Origin of the sequence: Mesobacillus zeae (assembly GCF_003570705.1) — a bacterium.
In the GTDB taxonomy this organism is placed as follows: domain Bacteria; phylum Bacillota; class Bacilli; order Bacillales; family Cytobacillaceae; genus Mesobacillus_C; species Mesobacillus_C zeae.
Genome location: NZ_QWVT01000036.1, coordinates 1 through 17,941 on the forward strand (window position 1 = coordinate 1; position 17,941 = coordinate 17,941).

18 protein-coding genes and 1 pseudogene are annotated in these 17,941 nt (G+C 43.1%); 1 reads left to right on the forward strand and 18 read right to left on the reverse strand.

Annotation, left to right across the window (positions count from 1 at the left end):
* Window positions 1–193: 193 nt before the first annotated feature.
* Both D1970_RS18480 and D1970_RS23470 read right to left on the reverse strand, forming a co-directional pair.
* Entirely contained in the window at window positions 194–571 is a 378-nt protein-coding gene (locus D1970_RS18480; RefSeq protein ID WP_119114335.1) for a VOC family protein, read from the reverse strand.
* Window positions 572–1,045: 474 nt separating this feature from the next.
* Window positions 1,046–1,433, reverse strand: a pseudogene (locus tag D1970_RS23470) (NUDIX hydrolase).
* A gap of 322 nt (window positions 1,434–1,755) precedes the next feature.
* Here D1970_RS23470 and D1970_RS18495 point away from each other — a divergent pair.
* Window positions 1,756–2,163 (forward strand): VOC family protein, encoded by a 408-nt coding sequence (locus D1970_RS18495; RefSeq protein ID WP_209796919.1) that lies wholly within the window; start codon window positions 1,756–1,758, stop codon window positions 2,161–2,163.
* A gap of 374 nt (window positions 2,164–2,537) precedes the next feature.
* On the opposite strand, the gene D1970_RS18500 is transcribed toward D1970_RS18495, so the two are convergent.
* From D1970_RS18500 to mgsA, 16 genes are all read right to left on the reverse strand, one after another.
* The gene (locus D1970_RS18500; protein WP_119114337.1) at window positions 2,538–3,041 is read right to left on the reverse strand and encodes a YpoC family protein; all 504 of its coding nucleotides are present in this window, start codon (window positions 3,039–3,041) and stop codon (window positions 2,538–2,540) included.
* Window positions 3,038–3,691, reverse strand: coding sequence for an endonuclease III (gene nth / locus D1970_RS18505; RefSeq protein ID WP_119114338.1), 654 nt, complete (start codon window positions 3,689–3,691; stop codon window positions 3,038–3,040). Before nth ends, D1970_RS18500 begins: the two co-directional genes overlap by 4 nt.
* Before the next feature lie 147 nt (window positions 3,692–3,838).
* Window positions 3,839–4,549, reverse strand: coding sequence for a DnaD domain-containing protein (locus D1970_RS18510; RefSeq protein WP_119114339.1), 711 nt, complete (start codon window positions 4,547–4,549; stop codon window positions 3,839–3,841).
* 156 nt (window positions 4,550–4,705) lie between these two features.
* Complete coding sequence (gene asnS, locus D1970_RS18515; RefSeq protein ID WP_119114340.1) at window positions 4,706–6,001, reverse strand: asparagine--tRNA ligase; 1,296 nt, start codon at window positions 5,999–6,001, stop codon at window positions 4,706–4,708.
* Window positions 6,002–6,161: 160 nt separating this feature from the next.
* Entirely contained in the window at window positions 6,162–7,352 is a 1,191-nt protein-coding gene (locus D1970_RS18520; protein ID WP_119114341.1) for a pyridoxal phosphate-dependent aminotransferase, read from the reverse strand.
* Between the two features lie 17 nt (window positions 7,353–7,369).
* Complete coding sequence (locus tag D1970_RS18525; protein ID WP_119114342.1) at window positions 7,370–7,852, reverse strand: cell wall elongation regulator TseB-like domain-containing protein; 483 nt, start codon at window positions 7,850–7,852, stop codon at window positions 7,370–7,372.
* Between the two features lie 12 nt (window positions 7,853–7,864).
* Window positions 7,865–8,035, reverse strand: a complete 171-nt coding sequence (locus tag D1970_RS18530; protein ID WP_119114343.1) for a YpmA family protein — start codon at window positions 8,033–8,035, stop codon at window positions 7,865–7,867.
* Between the two features lie 219 nt (window positions 8,036–8,254).
* On the reverse strand, window positions 8,255–11,053 hold the full coding sequence (gene dinG / locus D1970_RS18535) for an ATP-dependent DNA helicase DinG, 3'-5' exoribonuclease type (protein WP_119114344.1): 2,799 nt from the start codon (window positions 11,051–11,053) through the stop codon (window positions 8,255–8,257).
* 129 nt (window positions 11,054–11,182) lie between these two features.
* Window positions 11,183–11,566 (reverse strand): aspartate 1-decarboxylase, encoded by a 384-nt coding sequence (gene panD / locus D1970_RS18540; protein ID WP_119114345.1) that lies wholly within the window; start codon window positions 11,564–11,566, stop codon window positions 11,183–11,185.
* A 12-nt stretch (window positions 11,567–11,578) separates the two neighbouring features.
* Complete coding sequence (gene panC, locus D1970_RS18545) at window positions 11,579–12,430, reverse strand: pantoate--beta-alanine ligase (protein WP_119114346.1); 852 nt, start codon at window positions 12,428–12,430, stop codon at window positions 11,579–11,581.
* A complete protein-coding gene (gene panB / locus D1970_RS18550) occupies window positions 12,431–13,267 on the reverse strand; it encodes a 3-methyl-2-oxobutanoate hydroxymethyltransferase (protein WP_119114347.1) in 837 nt (278 codons plus the stop codon).
* Window positions 13,268–13,505: 238 nt separating this feature from the next.
* A complete protein-coding gene (locus tag D1970_RS18555) occupies window positions 13,506–14,489 on the reverse strand; it encodes a biotin--[acetyl-CoA-carboxylase] ligase (protein WP_119114348.1) in 984 nt (327 codons plus the stop codon).
* Window positions 14,474–15,667, reverse strand: coding sequence for a CCA tRNA nucleotidyltransferase (locus tag D1970_RS18560; protein ID WP_119114349.1), 1,194 nt, complete (start codon window positions 15,665–15,667; stop codon window positions 14,474–14,476). The genes D1970_RS18555 and D1970_RS18560 overlap by 16 nt, the downstream gene beginning before the upstream one ends.
* Window positions 15,664–16,806 (reverse strand): N-acetyl-alpha-D-glucosaminyl L-malate synthase BshA, encoded by a 1,143-nt coding sequence (gene bshA / locus D1970_RS18565; RefSeq protein ID WP_181213417.1) that lies wholly within the window; start codon window positions 16,804–16,806, stop codon window positions 15,664–15,666. The genes D1970_RS18560 and bshA overlap by 4 nt, the downstream gene beginning before the upstream one ends.
* Window positions 16,806–17,516 (reverse strand): bacillithiol biosynthesis deacetylase BshB1, encoded by a 711-nt coding sequence (gene bshB1, locus D1970_RS18570; RefSeq protein WP_119114370.1) that lies wholly within the window; start codon window positions 17,514–17,516, stop codon window positions 16,806–16,808. Before bshB1 ends, bshA begins: the two co-directional genes overlap by 1 nt.
* Window positions 17,516–17,929, reverse strand: coding sequence for a methylglyoxal synthase (mgsA, locus tag D1970_RS18575; protein WP_119114351.1), 414 nt, complete (start codon window positions 17,927–17,929; stop codon window positions 17,516–17,518). Before mgsA ends, bshB1 begins: the two co-directional genes overlap by 1 nt.
* Window positions 17,930–17,941: the final 12 nt, after the last annotated feature.

Below are 17,941 nucleotides of genomic sequence, written 5' to 3' on the forward strand. Positions count from 1 at the left end.
GAGTAATATGCATCTATCTGAGGGAGTTTAAGTAGAAAATTTCAAAATGTCATTGCAATCTATTTTACGTTTAAATATCCTCAGATATAATAAATAAAATTCCTTTTTTTTCATCTTCTCGTTTGCGTTTTCAAAATAAAAAAATCTCAAGCTTATCAATATTTCTAAGGATAAGCTTGAGACTTGATATTCACTATTTTTCCATTATAGCAAAGTAATTTCCTTCACTATCTGCAAAGTTAAACACTCTACCCGAAGGCATATTTACAATTTCTCCAACTGTGATATTTTTCTTTATCAAGTCGTTATGTAATTGCTCGAAGTTTTCTGAGAAAAACATTAAAGAAGGTGTACCAATGTTCATTTCAGGCGACATTTTAGAAATTAATTCTTTATCGTGAAGGATAATACTTGTTTCAGCATTAATTGATGGGGAAATTTCAATCCATCTCATTCCTTGACCGTTATTTTCATCAGCTATTACGCTAAACCCTAATTTTTCTGTCCAAAATTTTACTGCTTCATCTTGGTTATTTACATATAACATAATTTGACCAATTTTATTAATCATTTAATGCGCTCCTTTATCTATTGTTTTGAAATTATAACACTTTAAACTTAATAAACAAAATGTATCCCTAATACCCATTTACACAAGATATTATACGCTCTCTTACGTTTTAATATTCTCAGGTGTAGCTTTATAATAAAGTTTGATTAAAAATCACGATTAAATCTTAATTTCATCGCATATAAATGTAGCTTTGAAATAAAGTTTGATAAAAATGAAGTTACATAACCTTATTTAATAGCCTACACAAAAACTCCATTTTAAAAAAAGATTGATCAAAATGGAGTTACTCTTTTAAATTAAGTATGGGGTTTTTATAAAAAAGATTGATCATTTCAATTATCCCTATTTCGCTAACGCACCCGTTTGTTGAATAAGAATTGGTGTAATAACTATAATTTTCTGTGCATTACAAATTGTGATTTGCTATATTTAAAATTATTTTTTTCATAGAAAGGTATTAAATGTTCCTATCTAACATTCCCCCTGAAAAGTGTAAGGTGATGAAGATTTCAACAACCTTTCTGCACCATCTTTATGGTAGGGCATATATTATTAGCAGTATTTACATCCATCCATTTTACCTCTGCAATTTCATCATGCTCTTCAATTGGGATTTCTCCGTCAATAACTTTTGCATTGAATGTAATAAGTAGAGCGTGATGTTCGTGCTTTTAAAAAAAAAACGCTTCATTAACCGCAATTACATTCCCTACTTCGATTACTAAACCAGTTTCTTCTCTCGTTTCTCGAATAACTGCTTGCTCTAACGTTTCCCCTTTTTCCACTGCCCCACCTGGTAGTGACCATCCACCACCTTTGTTATTACCCATTACAACTTTTTCTATTTATCATCATAGATAAAAGCATAAACAACATCCACTCACTTCATAGCGTAGCCCCTTCTAATAATTATTTTTAATACATAATAGCACAACATTCTTCAACCTGCTTCGTTACTTCAATAAGAAAGATGCATCTCCACTTATTGTTGAAACACCCCCAGCTAGTTCAATAAAGGTAACTCAAATAAACATCTATAAAAGTTTCTGTTTATTTTCATTGAATACAGAACTAATGTTCGTATATAATAGTAGAGGGAGCTGTATTGCTAGTTTCATTATGTAAAAAGGCATATTAGCTCACACTACAGTTTAACTATTTTATTTGACGAAGGAGATTGGATGATGATTAAACCCTATTTAATGTTTAACAGAGAATGTGAAGACGCTTTTAAATTATATCAAGAAGCTTTTGATGGAGAATTACTTGCAATGCAAAAATATGGTGATATGCCTCCAAATCCTGAATTTCCTGTAGATGAAAGCGATAAAGATCTTGTTTTACACGCACAATTAAAGTTAACAGAAAATGGATACATTATGGGTTCTGATGGAAGTCGTGACTGTATAGAAGGACAAAAAGTGTGCATCAGTGTCGAGCTAAACTCTGAGGAGCCTGCTATTAAAGCTTGGAACATTCTCAAAGAAGGTGGAAATGTTCAAATGGATCTTCAACCAACATTCTTCTCCAAACTTCACGGTTCTGTTAAGGATAAATTTGGAATTACCTGGATGTTTACAGTGATGTAGGAATAAACCTAACTTATTTACTAATGTTTAATAAATCGTATGTATCTTGTTAAAGAGCTGATTATTCGGCTCTTTTATTGTTAATCAGCAATTGAACAAAAATTCCTTTTCAAAAGGGATATTAATATGGAAATCCCTATCATTTGAAGGTGGATGAAAAATTCGAGATAATTTCATTCGTTTAACTTGAACGGTTTTTTACGAATCATAGAAACAAGCTAAGGGATGGTGTCCCCTAGCTTGTTTTAAGTTGGTTGGTTGGTTGATTTCGTTTATCTTCCCTCTCTATTTCCCCATGGATATTACCCCTCCCAGACCTTAAACACAAAAAACCCGGCTCCAGTAGGGAAAGCCGGTGTTATTACCAGAAAATCTTACTGAGACAGTTTCAGTTTTGCATACTGCTTTTCCTGCTCCTTCATCAATTCTTCGAGTTGAATAAAAGAATGGTATAGGGTCGGCCTTGAAAGAATGAAGCTTAATCTCTCATGGACGTTGACCGGTTTTCCAGGAAGTTTTTCTATTTTAGCCAGCGGAAAACAGACAGGATTGCCGTTCGTCCAGAAAAGGTACTGTAAAAACAAGCCTGTTGCCTGCTTCATTCCCATCTTTGTTTCATGAGGCTTTCTTTCCTTAAAGTGGTTACGAAGGCTGGAAATCGTATCACCCCACGCAGCAAGCAACGAGGGAATGGCATCTTCCCTGTGTTCCCATGGTTTCATACTGTTTAAACCCGCATAGTGCGCGGCTTCATGGATAAACGTGATTTCCGGGAAGTATCCCGATGAGTATTCTTCCTTCCATTCCATGGATTCATCCGGGAAGAAAAAGGGAGTGAGCAGTTCTTCCGGTACAGCAATGATGCAGCCTCCCATCATGCTTCCCTTCCCTTCATTCTTTTTTTGCCTTCCCTGCATACCACAAGCAGCGGACAGCTTTCGCATTGCGGGTTCTGTGCTTTGCAGTGGTAACGCCCAAAGAAAATCATTCGATGGTGAGTAATTGACCATTCATCCACAGGGACTTTCTTCATCAGGGTTTTCTCGACTTCGAGCACTGAATCCTTCCAACGGCAAATTCCGAGCCGCTTGCTTACCCGCTCCACATGGGTATCGACAGCTATGGCTGGAACGCCATAGGCCACCGACACGACCACATTGGCCGTTTTCCTGCCAACTCCGGGAAGTTTAGTTAACTCATCCCTGTCGGCCGGTACAACGTCGTCATACTCATCCAGAAGCAGCCTGCACAGCTTTTGAATGTTCTTCGCCTTATTTCTGTATAAACCTATTGACCGAATGTCCTGCTGCAATTCTTCAAGCTCGACACTGAGGTAATCCTCTGGAGTCTTGTACTTTTCAAACAGCCCTTTTGTTACTTTGTTGACAAGGACATCCGTGCATTGAGCTGACAGTGCAACAGCAATGACGAGTTCGAATGGACTCGAATGATTTAATTCACAATGGGCTTCCGGGAACATTTTCCCCATTTCATCAAGGCAAAAACGAATTTGATTTTTGTTTATCATTTATTCACCTCCGAAAATATTGTATATAAAGAGGAGCAATCCTGCTAAAAGAAAGTTGTTCCAAAAATAAAAAATTAAGTTATTCACTTTCTCTTTAAATTCATTCCATAACGAAAGAAAGAACGAGAGAACTCTTCCTCTCGCCCTTCATTGTTCCAACCAGTTATAAAATGGGACAGGCCTTGACTGGACTTTTGCTTCATCGGAAACAACAGGCCTCTGCTGGTTTTGGTACTGTCGGAATTTCCGGCTGTGGCTTTTTGCTTGTTCAATGGTTTTAACTCCATTTTTCTTCCACTCAAACAAAATTCGGTCTATGTACCGAAAATTTAATTTACCAGAAATAACCGCTTCCCTTAAAGCCGATTTGATAATAATGGGATCGTGGAGGTCATCGTCCATCCACATGGCGAGCGTTTCACATTCAAAGGGAGATAAAGGTCTTCCAAATTCCTTTTCGAAGCATGTGTAGACGTCAGTTTCTTCCGTTCTCCGTACCTGTGCCTGATCTTGTTTCTTTGAACTCAAGAACCGCTCAACCAATTTTTCCTGCATTGGCTGAAGCGAATATTTTTCAAATCGGATTCCTTCAGGTGAATTCCCCTCAATAATTTCAATGAAGCCTTTCTGGATAAGCGATCTCAAAATTTGGGAACATTCAAGGGAATTTGCTGTCATCCTGCCGGCCAGCTCAGCGGGAGTTGGAAAATAATTTCCTTTATCCATGAAATATTGAACATGCAGGAGAAGAACCAATTCCTGTTCAGACAGGTTCATACGCTTATATTCTGATAACAATACAGCTGGAATGCTGATGTTTCCTTCCTTCAGCCAATCCAGCAAATCTGATTTCTGCATACCGGACACCTCTTTTCATAGTATAACACGAACAAGCCAGGCCGGTAACTGAATCCAGAAACATAAAAATGCAATATCTTCCTGGACATAGCAGTGGCCCTACAGGCATAACCTGCAGGGCCACTGCCCTTCTTTCCTTAAGGTTTTAGCAGCACATTAAGGATATAAGCGGTTCAGCAGGCGAGGGAAAGGAATGGTTTCCCTGACGTGTTCGACTCCGCTGATCCAAGCCACTGTCCTTTCAAGGCCAAGACCGAATCCGGAGTGAGGCACGGATCCATACTGGCGCAGTTCAAGATACCATTTATACGCTTCTGCCGGTAAATTGTGCTTTTCAATCTGCTCTTTCAACATGTCATAGTCGTGTACCCTTTGCGATCCTCCGATAATTTCACCGTAGCCTTCTGGGGCTATGAGGTCGGCACAGAGAACCACATCATCGCGGTCCTCGGCAGGTTGCATGTAGAAAGGCTTAAGCGATTTTGGATAATGAGTAATGAACACAGGTTTGTCAAATGACTCGGCAATCGACGTTTCATGTGGCGCACCAAAGTCATCACCCCAAGTAATGTCATCAAAGCCCTTCTCGTGAAGAAGCTTGATCGCATCATCATAAGAAATACGCGGGAATGGAGCTTTGATTTTTGCAAGCTTATCCGTATCGCGGCCAAGCGTTTTTAATTCGATTGGACAATTGTCCAATACTGATTGGACAATGTGGGAAACATACTCTTCCTGGACCTTAAGGTTGTCCTCAAAATCATAAAAAGCCATTTCTGGCTCGATCATCCAGAACTCAATTAAATGACGGCGTGTTTTCGATTTTTCGGCACGGAAAGTCGGTCCAAAAGAAAACACTTTTCCAAGAGCCATTGCCGCTGCTTCCATATACAGCTGTCCGCTCTGTGAAAGGAAAGCATCTTCGTCGAAATACTTAGTGTGGAACAATTCAGTTGTTCCTTCAGGCGCGCTGCCTGTCAAAATCGGAGGATCTACCTTTGTGAAACCATTTTGGTTAAAAAATTCATAGGTTGCACGTATGATCTCATTCCTGATTTTCATGACTGAATGCTGGCGGCGTGAACGAAGCCATAAATGGCGATGGTCCATCAAAAATTCAGTTCCATGCTCTTTAGGCGTGATTGGATAGTCCACAGCCTGATGGATGACCTCTATGCCGGTAACCTGAAGTTCATAGCCAAGCGGTGAGCGCTCGTCTTCTGTCACTTGTCCCGTTACATATAGTGATGATTCCTGTGTAATCGACTTCGCAAGCTGAAAAATCTCTTCCTTTACTTCACTTTTGACAACTACACCCTGAATGAAACCAGTTCCGTCCCGAAGTTGCAGGAAAGCAATTTTGCCGCTTGAACGCTTGTTCGCAAGCCATGCGCCAAGTTTAACTTCCTTGCCGGCATATTTATAAATTTCAGAAATTGTTATCTTATCCACTTTTAGTTCCCTCCAAAAATAAGCAAATCTTGGGCTATGTACGTTCTTTATTATAACCTTCGGGAAAATTGTCGGCAACCCAATATCAGGGATGCTTTGCCTCTTTTAAAAAATAAAACGGGATGGAAAGCCGAAACACTTGCCCCCATCCCGTTTTCCCTTATTGTTTGTTTTTATCAATGAAGCCTGCAATCCTGTCGATTGCCGCTTCCAGGAGGTCGAGCGATGTTGCGTATGAAAGCCTGATATTGTCAGGTGAACCAAAACCTGAACCAGGTACAACAGCAACTAGAGCTTCTTCAAGCAGCCTCTGCACAAACTGGTCGACATCGCTGGAGCCTGTTGATAGGGCGGCCTCTTTAACATTCGGGAAAAGATAAAATGCCCCCTGAGGCTTCAAGCAAGAGATGCCCGGTATAGCAGTAAGCTTTCGGTAAATAATATCTAGCCTTTCTTCAAAGGCTTTCCTCATAGTTTCCACTGAATCCTGGCTGCCGGAATAGGCTGCAATCGCGGCATACTGTGATGTGGTTGTCGGATTCGACGTACTGTGGCTGGCAAGGTCCGTCATTGCTCGGATAATCCTACTGTCCCCAGCTGCATATCCAATTCTCCATCCTGTCATGGAATGGGATTTGGAAACACCGTTGATGATGATTGTCTGCTGTTTCAGTTCCTGTGACATTCCGGCGATCGATACATGCTGATTTCCCCCGTAAAGGAGTTTTTCGTAAATTTCATCTGAGATGATTAAAATGTCATGTTTGAGGCAGACTTGACCGAGCGCTTCAAGCTCTTCATGGGTATATACCATGCCTGTCGGGTTACTCGGTGAATTAAGAATCAACGCTTTAGTTTTTTCGCTGATTGCCTGCTCAAGCTGCTCAGCAGTTATTTTAAAAGCATGCTCTTCCCTTGTCTCGATATATACAGGTTTCCCACCAGCCAATTTGACCTGCTCAGGATAGCTTACCCAATACGGAATTGGAATAATGACTTCATCACCTTCATCCAGAAACACCTGAAAAAGTGTATATAAACTATGTTTTGCGCCATTCGTAACGATAATTTCGTTCGCCTTGTACTCGAGGTTCTGGTCACGCTTTAACTTCTCTGCAATCACTTTTTTCAAGGCAGGAAGCCCCCCGGCCGGTGTATACTTGGTATAGCCTTCCTGCATTGATTGGGCTGCAGCTTTCAGGATATTCTCAGGCGTATTGAAATCCGGTTCCCCGGCCCCCAGCCCAATGACATCAAACCCCTCTGCTTTCATTTCTTTAGCTTTTGCCGTAATGGCCAGCGTCGCGGACGGCGTCAGCGTCCCCACTCTTTTCGCAAGCTTAATCTCCATCCAAAATCCCCCGTTTGTTAAAAATTATCAATAGACCTTATTTTCTTGCCTGTATCAAAATCAACATAGAAATAATTTATGCTATTGCTCCCTGTCCGGTAATATACTTCCCATGCCGGCCTGTCGGTTTTTTGAATCCTCGCCATCCCAAGCCTTACAGAAATTATTTCTTTCGGATTCCTTTCACTGTATACGGTGTCAACAGCTTCCTGTTTACTCGTTCCGGTGTTTACGGCTCTTGTTACAACTTTTCCGCTTTTTTCAGATATCCATACATAAACCGGTTTCTTTTTATCTTTTGCTTTAAGTACATAGTAGGTTTCTTCGCCACTGTATAGCTCAAAGTCGCTGTAACCGGTAAGCTTCGTGTCTTTTTTTAAAATGGAGACAGCCTTTTCCTCCGCCCGGTCAACCGGAGCTACCGCATTCAAATATACCTTCGCCAAAATTCCTGCAATTACAACGATTGAAATGATGCTGATACTAATCCACTTTTTCATAGTATCCACATCTTATGTACGATAAATCGTAAATATGGCCTTTTCCTGGTCTTCCTGGTCAAGCGCAAGCCCGAACATGAGATCTCTGTCCTTCAGTGTTCGGTTAAGCGAATCGACAATCTTGTACAAATCCGGACTTTGCTGGATTTTGATTGTTGATAATACTTCAATTTTACTTTCCATTCCGGTATTCCTCCTAAGACAAAACAATATTTGTTACTTATATGTGCCTCCGATGATGACAACAATATCATTACACGGCATAAGTCAACTTAACACCCATTATAACAGGTGTTTCCTTTAACAGAGTAGGCAAAAAAACTGTAAAAACTAATTATTCTGGTCCACACATTCAATCTTGCTGCGCCCTGCGCAGCTTTTTTTGCGGAAGTAGGGTAAATGTCACAGCCACTTTTCAATGCTATCCGTCAATTCCTGGACACTGACTTTCCTTACAGGTACATCCGGTATGGATTCCAGGAAGGCGCGGCCATAGGAAGCTGTGACCAGTCTCCTGTCAAACACTACGACAATCCCTCTATCCGATGTTGTCCTGACAAGCCTCCCGAACCCCTGCTTGAAGCGGAGAACTGCCTCTGGAAGTGATAGTTCTGAAAAAGGGCTTCCCCCCCTTTTCCTTATCTGGTCACACTTTGCCTCTGTTACTGGTTCATCTGGAGGGGAAAACGGCAGCCGGACAATGATGAGGCAAGAGAGGTCCTCTCCTGGAATATCTACACCTTCCCAGAAGCTGCTCGTCCCAAATAGAATAGCCTTGTCGAACTTTTGAAAGTTCCTTGTAAGCCTGCTTCTGCTTCCGGCTGTTATTCCTTGTGCAATCATGGCATAATCGTCAAGCATTCCACTTTCCTTAATCAATTCATAGGTTTTTTTCAGCATATCATGCGAAGTAAATAAAATGAGCATCCTGCCTTTTGTGGCTTCCGCAATGGAAATAATATGTTCAGTAATACTGGCTATATATTCCTCATCACTGACTGATTTGATTTCCGGGATATCTTTTGGAACAAATAGCTGTACCTGTTTTCCGTAATCAAACGGTGATGCAATTTGTTTCACGACAGAATGCACGGAATCCATTCCCAATTCTTTTTTCAGGAACTCAAATGAATTTTTCACCGATAAAGTTGCCGAAGTCAGAATCACGCATTGCTTGGTGCAGAAAAACCGGTCCCTGAGGAACGGTGATACGTCAGCTGGCCGTCCGTAAATGGTCGTTGTATTTTGATTGGAACGCAGGTCTGTCTCAATCCAAGTGACGTAATCCGGATCCGGATAGAGTACCAGGTTCCGGACCTTAGCCCTGCATCCTTCCAATTCAGCTGCCAGCAAAGCCGCTTCCTCGAGGAGTGCGAGTTCATTCTTTTCAAGGCTAGGCATGAGAGGCTCAGCTGCTTTAAGACGTTGCTCCAAGCCTTCGACTATATCCCTGATCATGAAAGAGAAGCGTTCAGCCACAACATATAAAGCGTCTCTTCCATTGTTGTTTCCGCTTTTCGGGAGCCGACATTTGACACGGTTTAGCGGGCCTTTGCCAGTCCTGCTTTTTTTCACCAGCCCGCTTGCTGCTTTAAAAAGCGCATCCGTTTCAGAATGGACAAGGGCAATCAAGTGGTTCAATTCAAATGTATGTAAGTAAGGTGTCTGCTGGGAAGCTTTTTCGCCAACAAGGTCCTCAAGTTTTCCAAAAACCTGCTTTTGCTCATATAAACCAAGCTGGTTAATTAAAAGCCTGATCGAGAGGTACTCAAGCGTCTCACCGAAGTATCTTCCTGCCGCCTTCTCAAACTGATGTGCTTCATCAAGGATGACATGATCATACTGCGGAATGAAGGGCTGATCCGCTGTAAGGTCCGACAGCAGCATTGCGTGGTTTGTAATGATAATGTCTGCTGATTCTGACGCACGCCTTGCACGAAGAAAGAAATCTTTTTGCTGCCAGTGGTTGGTCTTCATGAATACTGAATGATCATTTTTAATTTTGTTCCAGTATATCATCCCGCCGCTAGACAGATTTAGTTCATCATAATCGCCTGTCTCGGTTTCTGTCAGCCAGACAAGGATTTGCATTTTGGTAAGAGCTGTATCGTAATTGTCTTCCTCTTCGATCATGGAAACTTCAAATCTGGCCAGATTGATATAATGGCTCCTCCCTTTCAGAAGGGCCGTCTTCACCCGCTGGCCGAGAATATCCTCTAGAATAGGCACATCTTTTTGCAACAGCTGCTGTTGAAGCTGAGTAGTGTAGGTGCTCACAACCACCGTCTTATTATGCTGCCTGGAGAAAATTGCAGCAGGTACTAGATAAGCAAGTGTCTTCCCGATTCCCGTCCCAGCTTCAATCATTGTATGGACGCCTTTTTCGAAAGCTCCGTATACATCATCCATCATTTGGAGCTGACCTTGCCTTGGTTCATACTTCGGAATTGCTTTCTGAAGCATTTCAACCTTTAATTCAGGCGTAATAGGGTAACACGGTAGCTCTGTCTCTTTTTCTTCAGGCGCGCCTGCCTTTCTCATGGCAATTCCCCTGAAGATGTCGATATGTTCTGGGATCTCTTCTATCGACCGTTCCTTCAGCGTGATTGCATCCTCAAAAAGCATGTAAAGATCACTTTTCAATCCAGAGGAAAGCTTGGACAAACTCTTAATGGTGACAATGGGAAATGCCCGTATTCTCTCCAGGAGTATGAGCAATAATTCCGCTGTGACTTCTGCATCACTATCAGCTTGATGGGGCCTGTCGTGGGCAAGGCCTTCTCTCACAGCCAAATCCGAAAGCTTATAGCTATCAGCTGAGGGGAAAAGGATTCTGGCCATTTCAACCGTATCGATGACAGGTCCAAAAAAACCTTCATATCCGACCTTCAGAAGTTCTTCCTGAAGGAACGAAAGGTCAAAAAATACATTATGGGCAACAAAAAAAGCACCATCTAGAAGATGCAGAATCTGCCCTGCTATTTCAGTAAAGTCCGGGGCATCTTTTACCATCTCATCATCGATGCCCGTTAATTCTTCAATAAAAACAGGGATTTGCTTCCCAGGATTTACAAGCGAAGAATATCTTTCGATTATTTTGCCGTTTTCGATGACTACCGCGCCAATTTGAATGATGCGGTCTCCCTTTTTCGGAGAATTTCCAGTTGTCTCGAGATCGACGACCACAAATTTATTGTCCATTTGTAACACCTCGATATTCAGTCATTCAAACGGTATCATAAAAACGGAAAAAGAAAAAGCAATTGTGTCTTTAAAGACTATTATTAGCAAGTTTGCTAAAAAGCTTCCGCAGTAAGCGGAAGCTTTTTTTTACATCACTGTACTTTCAGGCTCTGCATGAAGCAATTCAACAATCCGGTTATTTTCATCCATGATCGCCACTCTCGGCTGATGGGAAGCAACCTTGTCCTCTGACACAAGAGCGTAAGAAATGATAATGACCACGTCCCCCTCCTGGACAAGACGTGCTGCAGCGCCATTAAGGCAGACTACCCCGCTTCCGCGCTGGCCTGGGATGATATACGTCTCGAAACGAGCTCCATTATTATTGTTGACAATCTGGACTTTCTCATTGGCGACAAGACCTACTGCATCAAGAATATCAGTGTCAATGGTAATGCTTCCAACATAATTAAGGTTAGCTTCAGTCACCCTGGCGCGGTGAATCTTGGCATTCATCATGGTGCGGAACATATAGACTTCCCCCTATTCATTAATTTCCATTATGATATTATCAATCAGGCGTGCTTTACTGAACTTGACTGCCATTGCAATAATGATTCTTCCTGACAAATTCTCGACCGGTTTTAAGTCGGGGTAAGAGTATAACTCAATATAATCAACAACCCCGCTGCACGTTTCCTGCAAATGTTGTTCCACTGCTTCTATGATCCTCTTCGAATTCCGTTCGCCACTTTCAATCAGGCTTTTTGCAAGAAGAAGACTTTTGTATAACTCTGGCGCTTCTGTTCTTTCCTTGTCTGAAAGATAGACATTTCTGGAGCTCTTGGCAAGTCCATCCCCTTCCCTGACAGTATCAACAGGCCTTATTTGAAAAGGGAAACAAAAGTCGGCCACTAGTCCTTCGACAACAGCCACTTGCTGGGCATCCTTCAGTCCAAAGTAAACCCTGTCCGGCTGTGTAATATTAAACAGCTTGGCCAGGACTGTCGCTACCCCGTCAAAATGCCCTGGACGGGATTTGCCGCAAAGCACATCCGTCCTGTCATTGACTGACGCTGTTACCGATGGCTTAGCAGGATACATTTCTTCGACAGGCGGATAAAAGAGAAAATTGGCACCTTCCGATTCAGCAAGTTCTTTGTCATGTTCAAAATCCCTTGGATAGGCATCAAGGTCTTCCCCCCGTCCGAACTGAAGGGGGTTGACAAAAATACTTAGTATGACCGACTCATTCTCAGCTTTCGCTTTTTTCAGCAACGATAAATGCCCCTCATGCAAGTATCCCATTGTAGGGACAAACCCGATGCTCTTCCCAGTTGCCTTTTCGGCTGCAGCCAGCTGCTGCATCTCTTTAACAGACTTAATAATCTTCATTTATTTTTTTCCTCCGTACAGGGAATTAACAACCTCTTCCTTCATCGTAAAGCTATGCTTTTCTTCCGGAAAAAGGCCAGTTTTCACTTCTTCCGTAAAGGAAGCAATCCCTTTAGAAGCTAACGCATTCACATCTGCATATTGCTTAACAAATTTAGGGACTCTTTCCACACCGTAGTTAATCAAATCATGGTAAACGAGGACTTGTCCATCTGTTTGGGCGCCTGCTCCGATTCCGATGGTCGGGATATCGAGAGACTCTGACACTTTCTCTGCCAACTGGTGCGGAACACACTCCAGCACGAGGGAAAATGCGCCAGCCTCCTGGCATTTTTTCGCATCTTCCATCAGCTTCAGTGCTGCTCCGGCATCCTTACCCTGAACTTTGTAGCCTCCAAGTACTCCAACAGACTGGGGAGTAAGGCCAAGGTGGGCGACGACAGGGATGCCTGCCAGGACTAGGGCCCTGATATGTTCTGTAACTTCATCTGCTCCTTCTAGCTTGACGGCATGCGCACCCGTCTCTTGTATCAGCCTGCTTGCGTTGATGAGCGTGTCCCTGACTGACAAGTGATAACTCATAAACGGCATATCAACAACAATAAAAGTATCCGGTGCCCCTCTTTTGACCGCTTTTGCATGATGCACCATATCTTCAATTGTTACAGGAATCGTCGAATCGTAGCCTAGGACTACCATGCCCAGCGAATCGCCCACCAGAATCATATCCGCTTTTCCCTGTTCGACATGCTTGGCCGACGGAAAGTCATAAGCTGTCACCATGACAATCCTGTCACCTGCAGTTTTCATCGTAATAAAATCAGTTGTTTGTTTCATGGCTATTCCTCCTTTTTTCAGGGGGAGAGATAAAAACGGCGGTTATAAAACAAAAAGGATCACTTCATTCACAGAAGGATCCCTTTATCTCGCTATACTAGCCTTATCCCTCTGTCCCGGTCCGTTTTTCGGATCTAGGCAGAACCTTTTTTAATTTGTGGATGAATCACTGGTGCAGTTCTTCCGATACCGCCCAAACAGATTATAGCAAACCCTTATGAGTCTTGGCTACTTTTTATTATTCATCAAGCTGAATATCTGCAGAATAAACATATCGTAAGCTGCCGTCAGACTCCTCTATCATCAGAACTCCGTCTTCTGTAATACCTAGTGCAGTTCCGCTAAAGTCTCCCGACAGGGTGCGTGCTGTAATTTTCTTACCGATGCTGATGGCATAGCTTTCCCAAAGAAGCTTGATCGGGTAGAACCCCTTGTCCAAATAAGTTTTATATAATTTTTCCAATCGATAGAGCATTGATTGGATCAAAGCAGCACGTGAAACATCATGACCTGCCTCAATGGCCAAAGAAGTAGCCGTTTCAATGATTTCTTCTGGAAAATCAGCCGCCTTCTGATTTACATTCATTCCAATCCCAATAATGATTGCATTGATGCGGTCGGATTCAGCCTGTAATTCCGTCAAAATCCCCGTCACTTTCTTTTGCCCAATCAATATATCATTCGGCCATTTAATTTGCGGGACCAAACCCGTTACATCTTCGATTGCCTGTACCACTGCCACTGCCGCAATCAAAGTCAGCTGGGGGGCTTTAGGCGGAGGAAGATCCGGCCGTAAAATAACGCTAAGCCAAATCCCGGAAAACTTAGGAGAATGCCATCTTCTGCCCAGCCTTCCTCTACCCATTGTCTGCTCATCGGCGACAATGATAGTTCCTTCTGGTGCTCCATCCGCTGCAAGTCTGTGGGCAATTTTCTGCGTCGATTCTACACTTTCCTCATAATGGATTTGACGGCCAAGAAAATCGGTTTTAAGCCCCAGGCTGATCTCATCCCCTGATACTTTTTCCGGCACTTCCAAAATTCTGTAGCCTTTTTTCCTTACTGCTTCTATGATAAAACCATCTTTTCTCAAGTCCTCCATGTGTTTCCACACGGCTGTTCTCGAACATCCTGCAATTTCTGCCAAGCGCTGGCCCGAAAGAAAATCCCCGCCAGAAAGGGTGAATGCATCTATCAGTTTTTTTCTTAAATCAGATTGCAATGTTCAAGCCACTCCCTTATCTTCCCTTTTTCATTATCCAGCTTTCCGTCAATAACCTGCATCTCTGCCTTTTCGAGAACGTCCTTTACCCAGGGGCCTGGTCCCTTCCCGCTCCATGCAAGCAAGTCTCCTCCAGAAACTGCAAGCTCTGTAAGGTTATGTATAGGTAGTTTTTCAAAAATATCGGCAATGCTCCCCTGCTCACCGTTGTTTTCGGTCAGGGACTCATAGACGTTTTCCGCGGCTAATGCATATTCTTTCCCTGCTTGGTAAATGCTTGCTTGATCCCACTTATGCTCAAGTCTGAACTCAAGCCACCTTAAAACTTTCAGAAGCGTTTTAATCGTCCTCGATGGGAGCTTCCACTCCCTCAAGAATGCTTCAGCGTCTTTGTCACGCTTCCCGATTATGCGAAGAAGGAGAACCCAGATTTCTTCCATTGAAAGGGAAGCTTTTGTATGGCGTGACAGCTTTAATAAGCTGTTTTCATATCCAGCCAGACCTGGAAGATACCGGCTAATCCCTGTCTTTGCCAAAAGTGTTAAAGCCTCACTTCGGAAAGGCCCCTTCAAAATCTTTTCAAATTCCGCTGTTTTACGCTCTGTTGCTATTTTACCAAGCAATGGCCCCAATTCAGCCAGAGAGGCAAGTGTGCCAGCTTCCAGCGTGAATCCAAGCTGGCCGACAAACCGGATTCCCCTCAGCATCCTGAGAGCATCCTCCCCAAATCTTTCCTTTGGATTACCTACTGTGACAATCAGCTTTTGGGAAAGTGCCTGTTGGCCATTAAATGGATCAATGATTGTGCCGGCCCGGTCCATCGCCATTGCATTCATTGTAAAATCACGGCGCTTTAAATCCTCGCGGAGTGAACGGATAAAGTTAACCTTATCCGGCCTCCTGTGATCCGAGTATCCCGTCTCCGACCTGAAGGTGGTAATCTCATAAGGTTCACCTTCAAAAAAAACCATTATTGTACCATGTTCGATGCCAATGTCTGCAGTCTTCGGGAAAATAGCCTTTAATTCATATGGATGGGCAGACGTTGCAATATCCACATCAGTAATTTCACGGCCAAGGAGTGTATCTCGGACGGAACCGCCAACAAAATAGGCCTCAAAACCGGATGATTCTATTTTTTCAAGCAAGGGAACAGCTTTTAAAAAAGGGTTATTCATTCTCTTTCACCTTTATCAAGCAGTCTCCAATAAATTTCTTCATATTCAGTCAATATTTTTTCTGCACTGAATTTTTTGTACGCAGACTCTACTGCGTGATTGGAAAAATCCCTGTACTTTGAAGGATTTTCAAGAAGCATTAAAGCTTTTTCAGCTATAACCTCAATATCGCCAGGTTCGCAGACAAACCCTGTCACACCATGGTCAACTACTTCCGGAATGCCGCCAACATTCGTCCCAATACAGGGAACCCCTGCAGCCATTGCTTCAAGCGCTACCAGTCCGAAGCTTTCCTTCTCAGAAAGCAGCAGCATTAAATCGCTGATTGAAAACAATTCTTCTACGTTTTCCTGCTTGCCAAGAAACAGAACCTTTTCCCTTATTCCTAATTCACCAACGATGTCGCAGACCGTTTTCATTTCCGGTCCGTCACCAACTAGTAGAAGCCGGGCAGGAATTTTTCGGGCAATTTTCGCAAAAGAACGGACAACATCGGGAACACGCTTTACAGCCCGGAAATTAGATACATGGATGATTACTTTCTCCTCATCGCTAATTCCGTACTCACTGCGAAGGTGATTTGATTGAAGCCCGGAGTAAACGCGCGGGTCGATAAAATTATAGACGCACTCGATTTCTTTATCCGGTCTCAGCAGCTCGTGGGTCTGTCTTACCAATGATTGCGAAACCGCCGTGACAGCATCGGATTTTTCGATTCCAAAACGGACGGCATCCGACAGAGAAGGGTCATAGCCAAGAACTGTAATATCGGTTCCATGAAGTGTTGTGACAATCTTCAGGTCCCTTCCGCTCATTTCCCTGCCCAATATCGCACACACAGCATGAGGGATGGCATAATGAACGTGAAGGATATCAAGTTCTTCCCTTACGGCCACCTCAGCAATCTTGCTTGCCAGAGCGATGTCATAGGGAGGAAATTGAAAAACTGAATATTGGTTGACTTCAACCTGGTGGTAGTAAATATTATGGTACATTTTATTCAGCCGGAAAGGCAGGCTCGAAGTGATGAAATGGATTTCATGACCTTTTTCCGCCAGCAGCTTGCCGAGTTCTGTCGCCACTATCCCTGAACCTCCCACCGTAGGATAACAGGTAATGCCAATTTTTAACTTTTTCATTATTCGTCTCCTAATAGGTTATGGACAAGTAGCGGTTCTTTGCTCATGAACCCTTCGGCATACATTACGCCTGCAGTTTGCCCAAACATTCTTTCCCTCGCCATGACCGTTTCAATATAGCCGTTAACCAAAGGTGTATCAACGCTTCCTTCTCCACTCATAAACTGGCTCTTATACGCATTCAGTGCTTCTTTTTTCTTTTCTATGTATACACTGGTGTCCAACATGAAGTGTGGGTTATGAAAACCGTTAATCATGTAATAAAACATTTGCCTGGCTTTATGCTGCTTATGGCTGCCTCCGGTGTCGTATTTCCTGATCCCCGCCGAAAATAAGGCTTCTTCCACAATTCTTGAACAATTCCCATGGTCCGGATGGCGGTCGCAAGCATACGGTGCAAACACAAACTCAGGTCTGTACCGGCGGATGACCTCAGCTGCTTTCCTGATATATTCATCCTTAAGCAATAAACCCCTGTCAGGAAAACCCAGCGATTCCCGAATAGAAACGCCGAGAATGCCTGCAGCTTCTGCAGCTTCCTTTTGACGTATTTCTACAGTGCCATTCGAAGAAAGTTCTGCATGTGTAAGATCACAGATTCCAATCTTCCTGCCTTTTGCCGCATACATGGCAATTGTTCCGCCCATGCCAATTTCAACATCATCAGCATGTGCTCCAAAAGCCAGGATATCAAGTTTATCAGTACCCATCATTCCGTCCCACTGCTTTCTCCGGTTATTTTTCTCCAGTCGAGGTCGCCGCGTTCAATTCCTCTTATCAATATTTCCGCCGTTCCCATATTGGTCGCAAGCGGGATCGAGTAAACATCACACAGCCGGACAAGCGCCGAGACATCCGGTTCATGAGGCTGTGAGGTCAAAGGGTCGCGGAAGAAAAAGATGGCGTCCATCTGATTTTTCGCTATCATAGCACCGACCTCCTGGTCTCCTCCCAGCGGTCCCGATCGAAACCGGTGGATAGTCAGGCCTGTAGCTTCACTAATCCGTAGTCCCGTTGTACCTGTAGCGAATAAATTATGTTTTTGAAAGAGGGGTTGATAGGCAACAGAGAATCTTACCAGATCATCCTTTTTTTTATCATGCGCAATCAGGGCAATATTCAAGGTTCATCGCTC

Bases quoted from the DNA above. Each gene is read 5' to 3' on its own strand.
- D1970_RS18480 (WP_119114335.1), bottom strand. From the start codon at position 571: ATGATTAATAAAATTGGTCAAATTATGTTATATGTAAATAACCAAGAT.
- D1970_RS18495 (WP_209796919.1), top strand. From the start codon at position 1,756: ATGATGATTAAACCCTATTTAATGTTTAACAGAGAATGTGAAGACGCT.
- D1970_RS18500 (WP_119114337.1), bottom strand. From the start codon at position 3,041: ATGATGGGAGGCTGCATCATTGCTGTACCGGAAGAACTGCTCACTCCC.
- nth (WP_119114338.1), bottom strand. From the start codon at position 3,691: ATGATAAACAAAAATCAAATTCGTTTTTGCCTTGATGAAATGGGGAAA.
- D1970_RS18510 (WP_119114339.1), bottom strand. From the start codon at position 4,549: ATGCAGAAATCAGATTTGCTGGATTGGCTGAAGGAAGGAAACATCAGC.
- D1970_RS18520 (WP_119114341.1), bottom strand. From the start codon at position 7,352: ATGGAGATTAAGCTTGCGAAAAGAGTGGGGACGCTGACGCCGTCCGCG.
- D1970_RS18525 (WP_119114342.1), bottom strand. From the start codon at position 7,852: ATGAAAAAGTGGATTAGTATCAGCATCATTTCAATCGTTGTAATTGCA.
- D1970_RS18530 (WP_119114343.1), bottom strand. From the start codon at position 8,035: ATGGAAAGTAAAATTGAAGTATTATCAACAATCAAAATCCAGCAAAGT.
- dinG (WP_119114344.1), bottom strand. From the start codon at position 11,053: ATGGACAATAAATTTGTGGTCGTCGATCTCGAGACAACTGGAAATTCT.
- panD (WP_119114345.1), bottom strand. From the start codon at position 11,566: ATGTTCCGCACCATGATGAATGCCAAGATTCACCGCGCCAGGGTGACT.
- panC (WP_119114346.1), bottom strand. From the start codon at position 12,430: ATGAAGATTATTAAGTCTGTTAAAGAGATGCAGCAGCTGGCTGCAGCC.
- panB (WP_119114347.1), bottom strand. From the start codon at position 13,267: ATGAAACAAACAACTGATTTTATTACGATGAAAACTGCAGGTGACAGG.
- D1970_RS18560 (WP_119114349.1), bottom strand. From the start codon at position 15,667: ATGAATAACCCTTTTTTAAAAGCTGTTCCCTTGCTTGAAAAAATAGAA.
- bshA (WP_181213417.1), bottom strand. From the start codon at position 16,806: ATGAAAAAGTTAAAAATTGGCATTACCTGTTATCCTACGGTGGGAGGT.
- bshB1 (WP_119114370.1), bottom strand. From the start codon at position 17,516: ATGGGTACTGATAAACTTGATATCCTGGCTTTTGGAGCACATGCTGAT.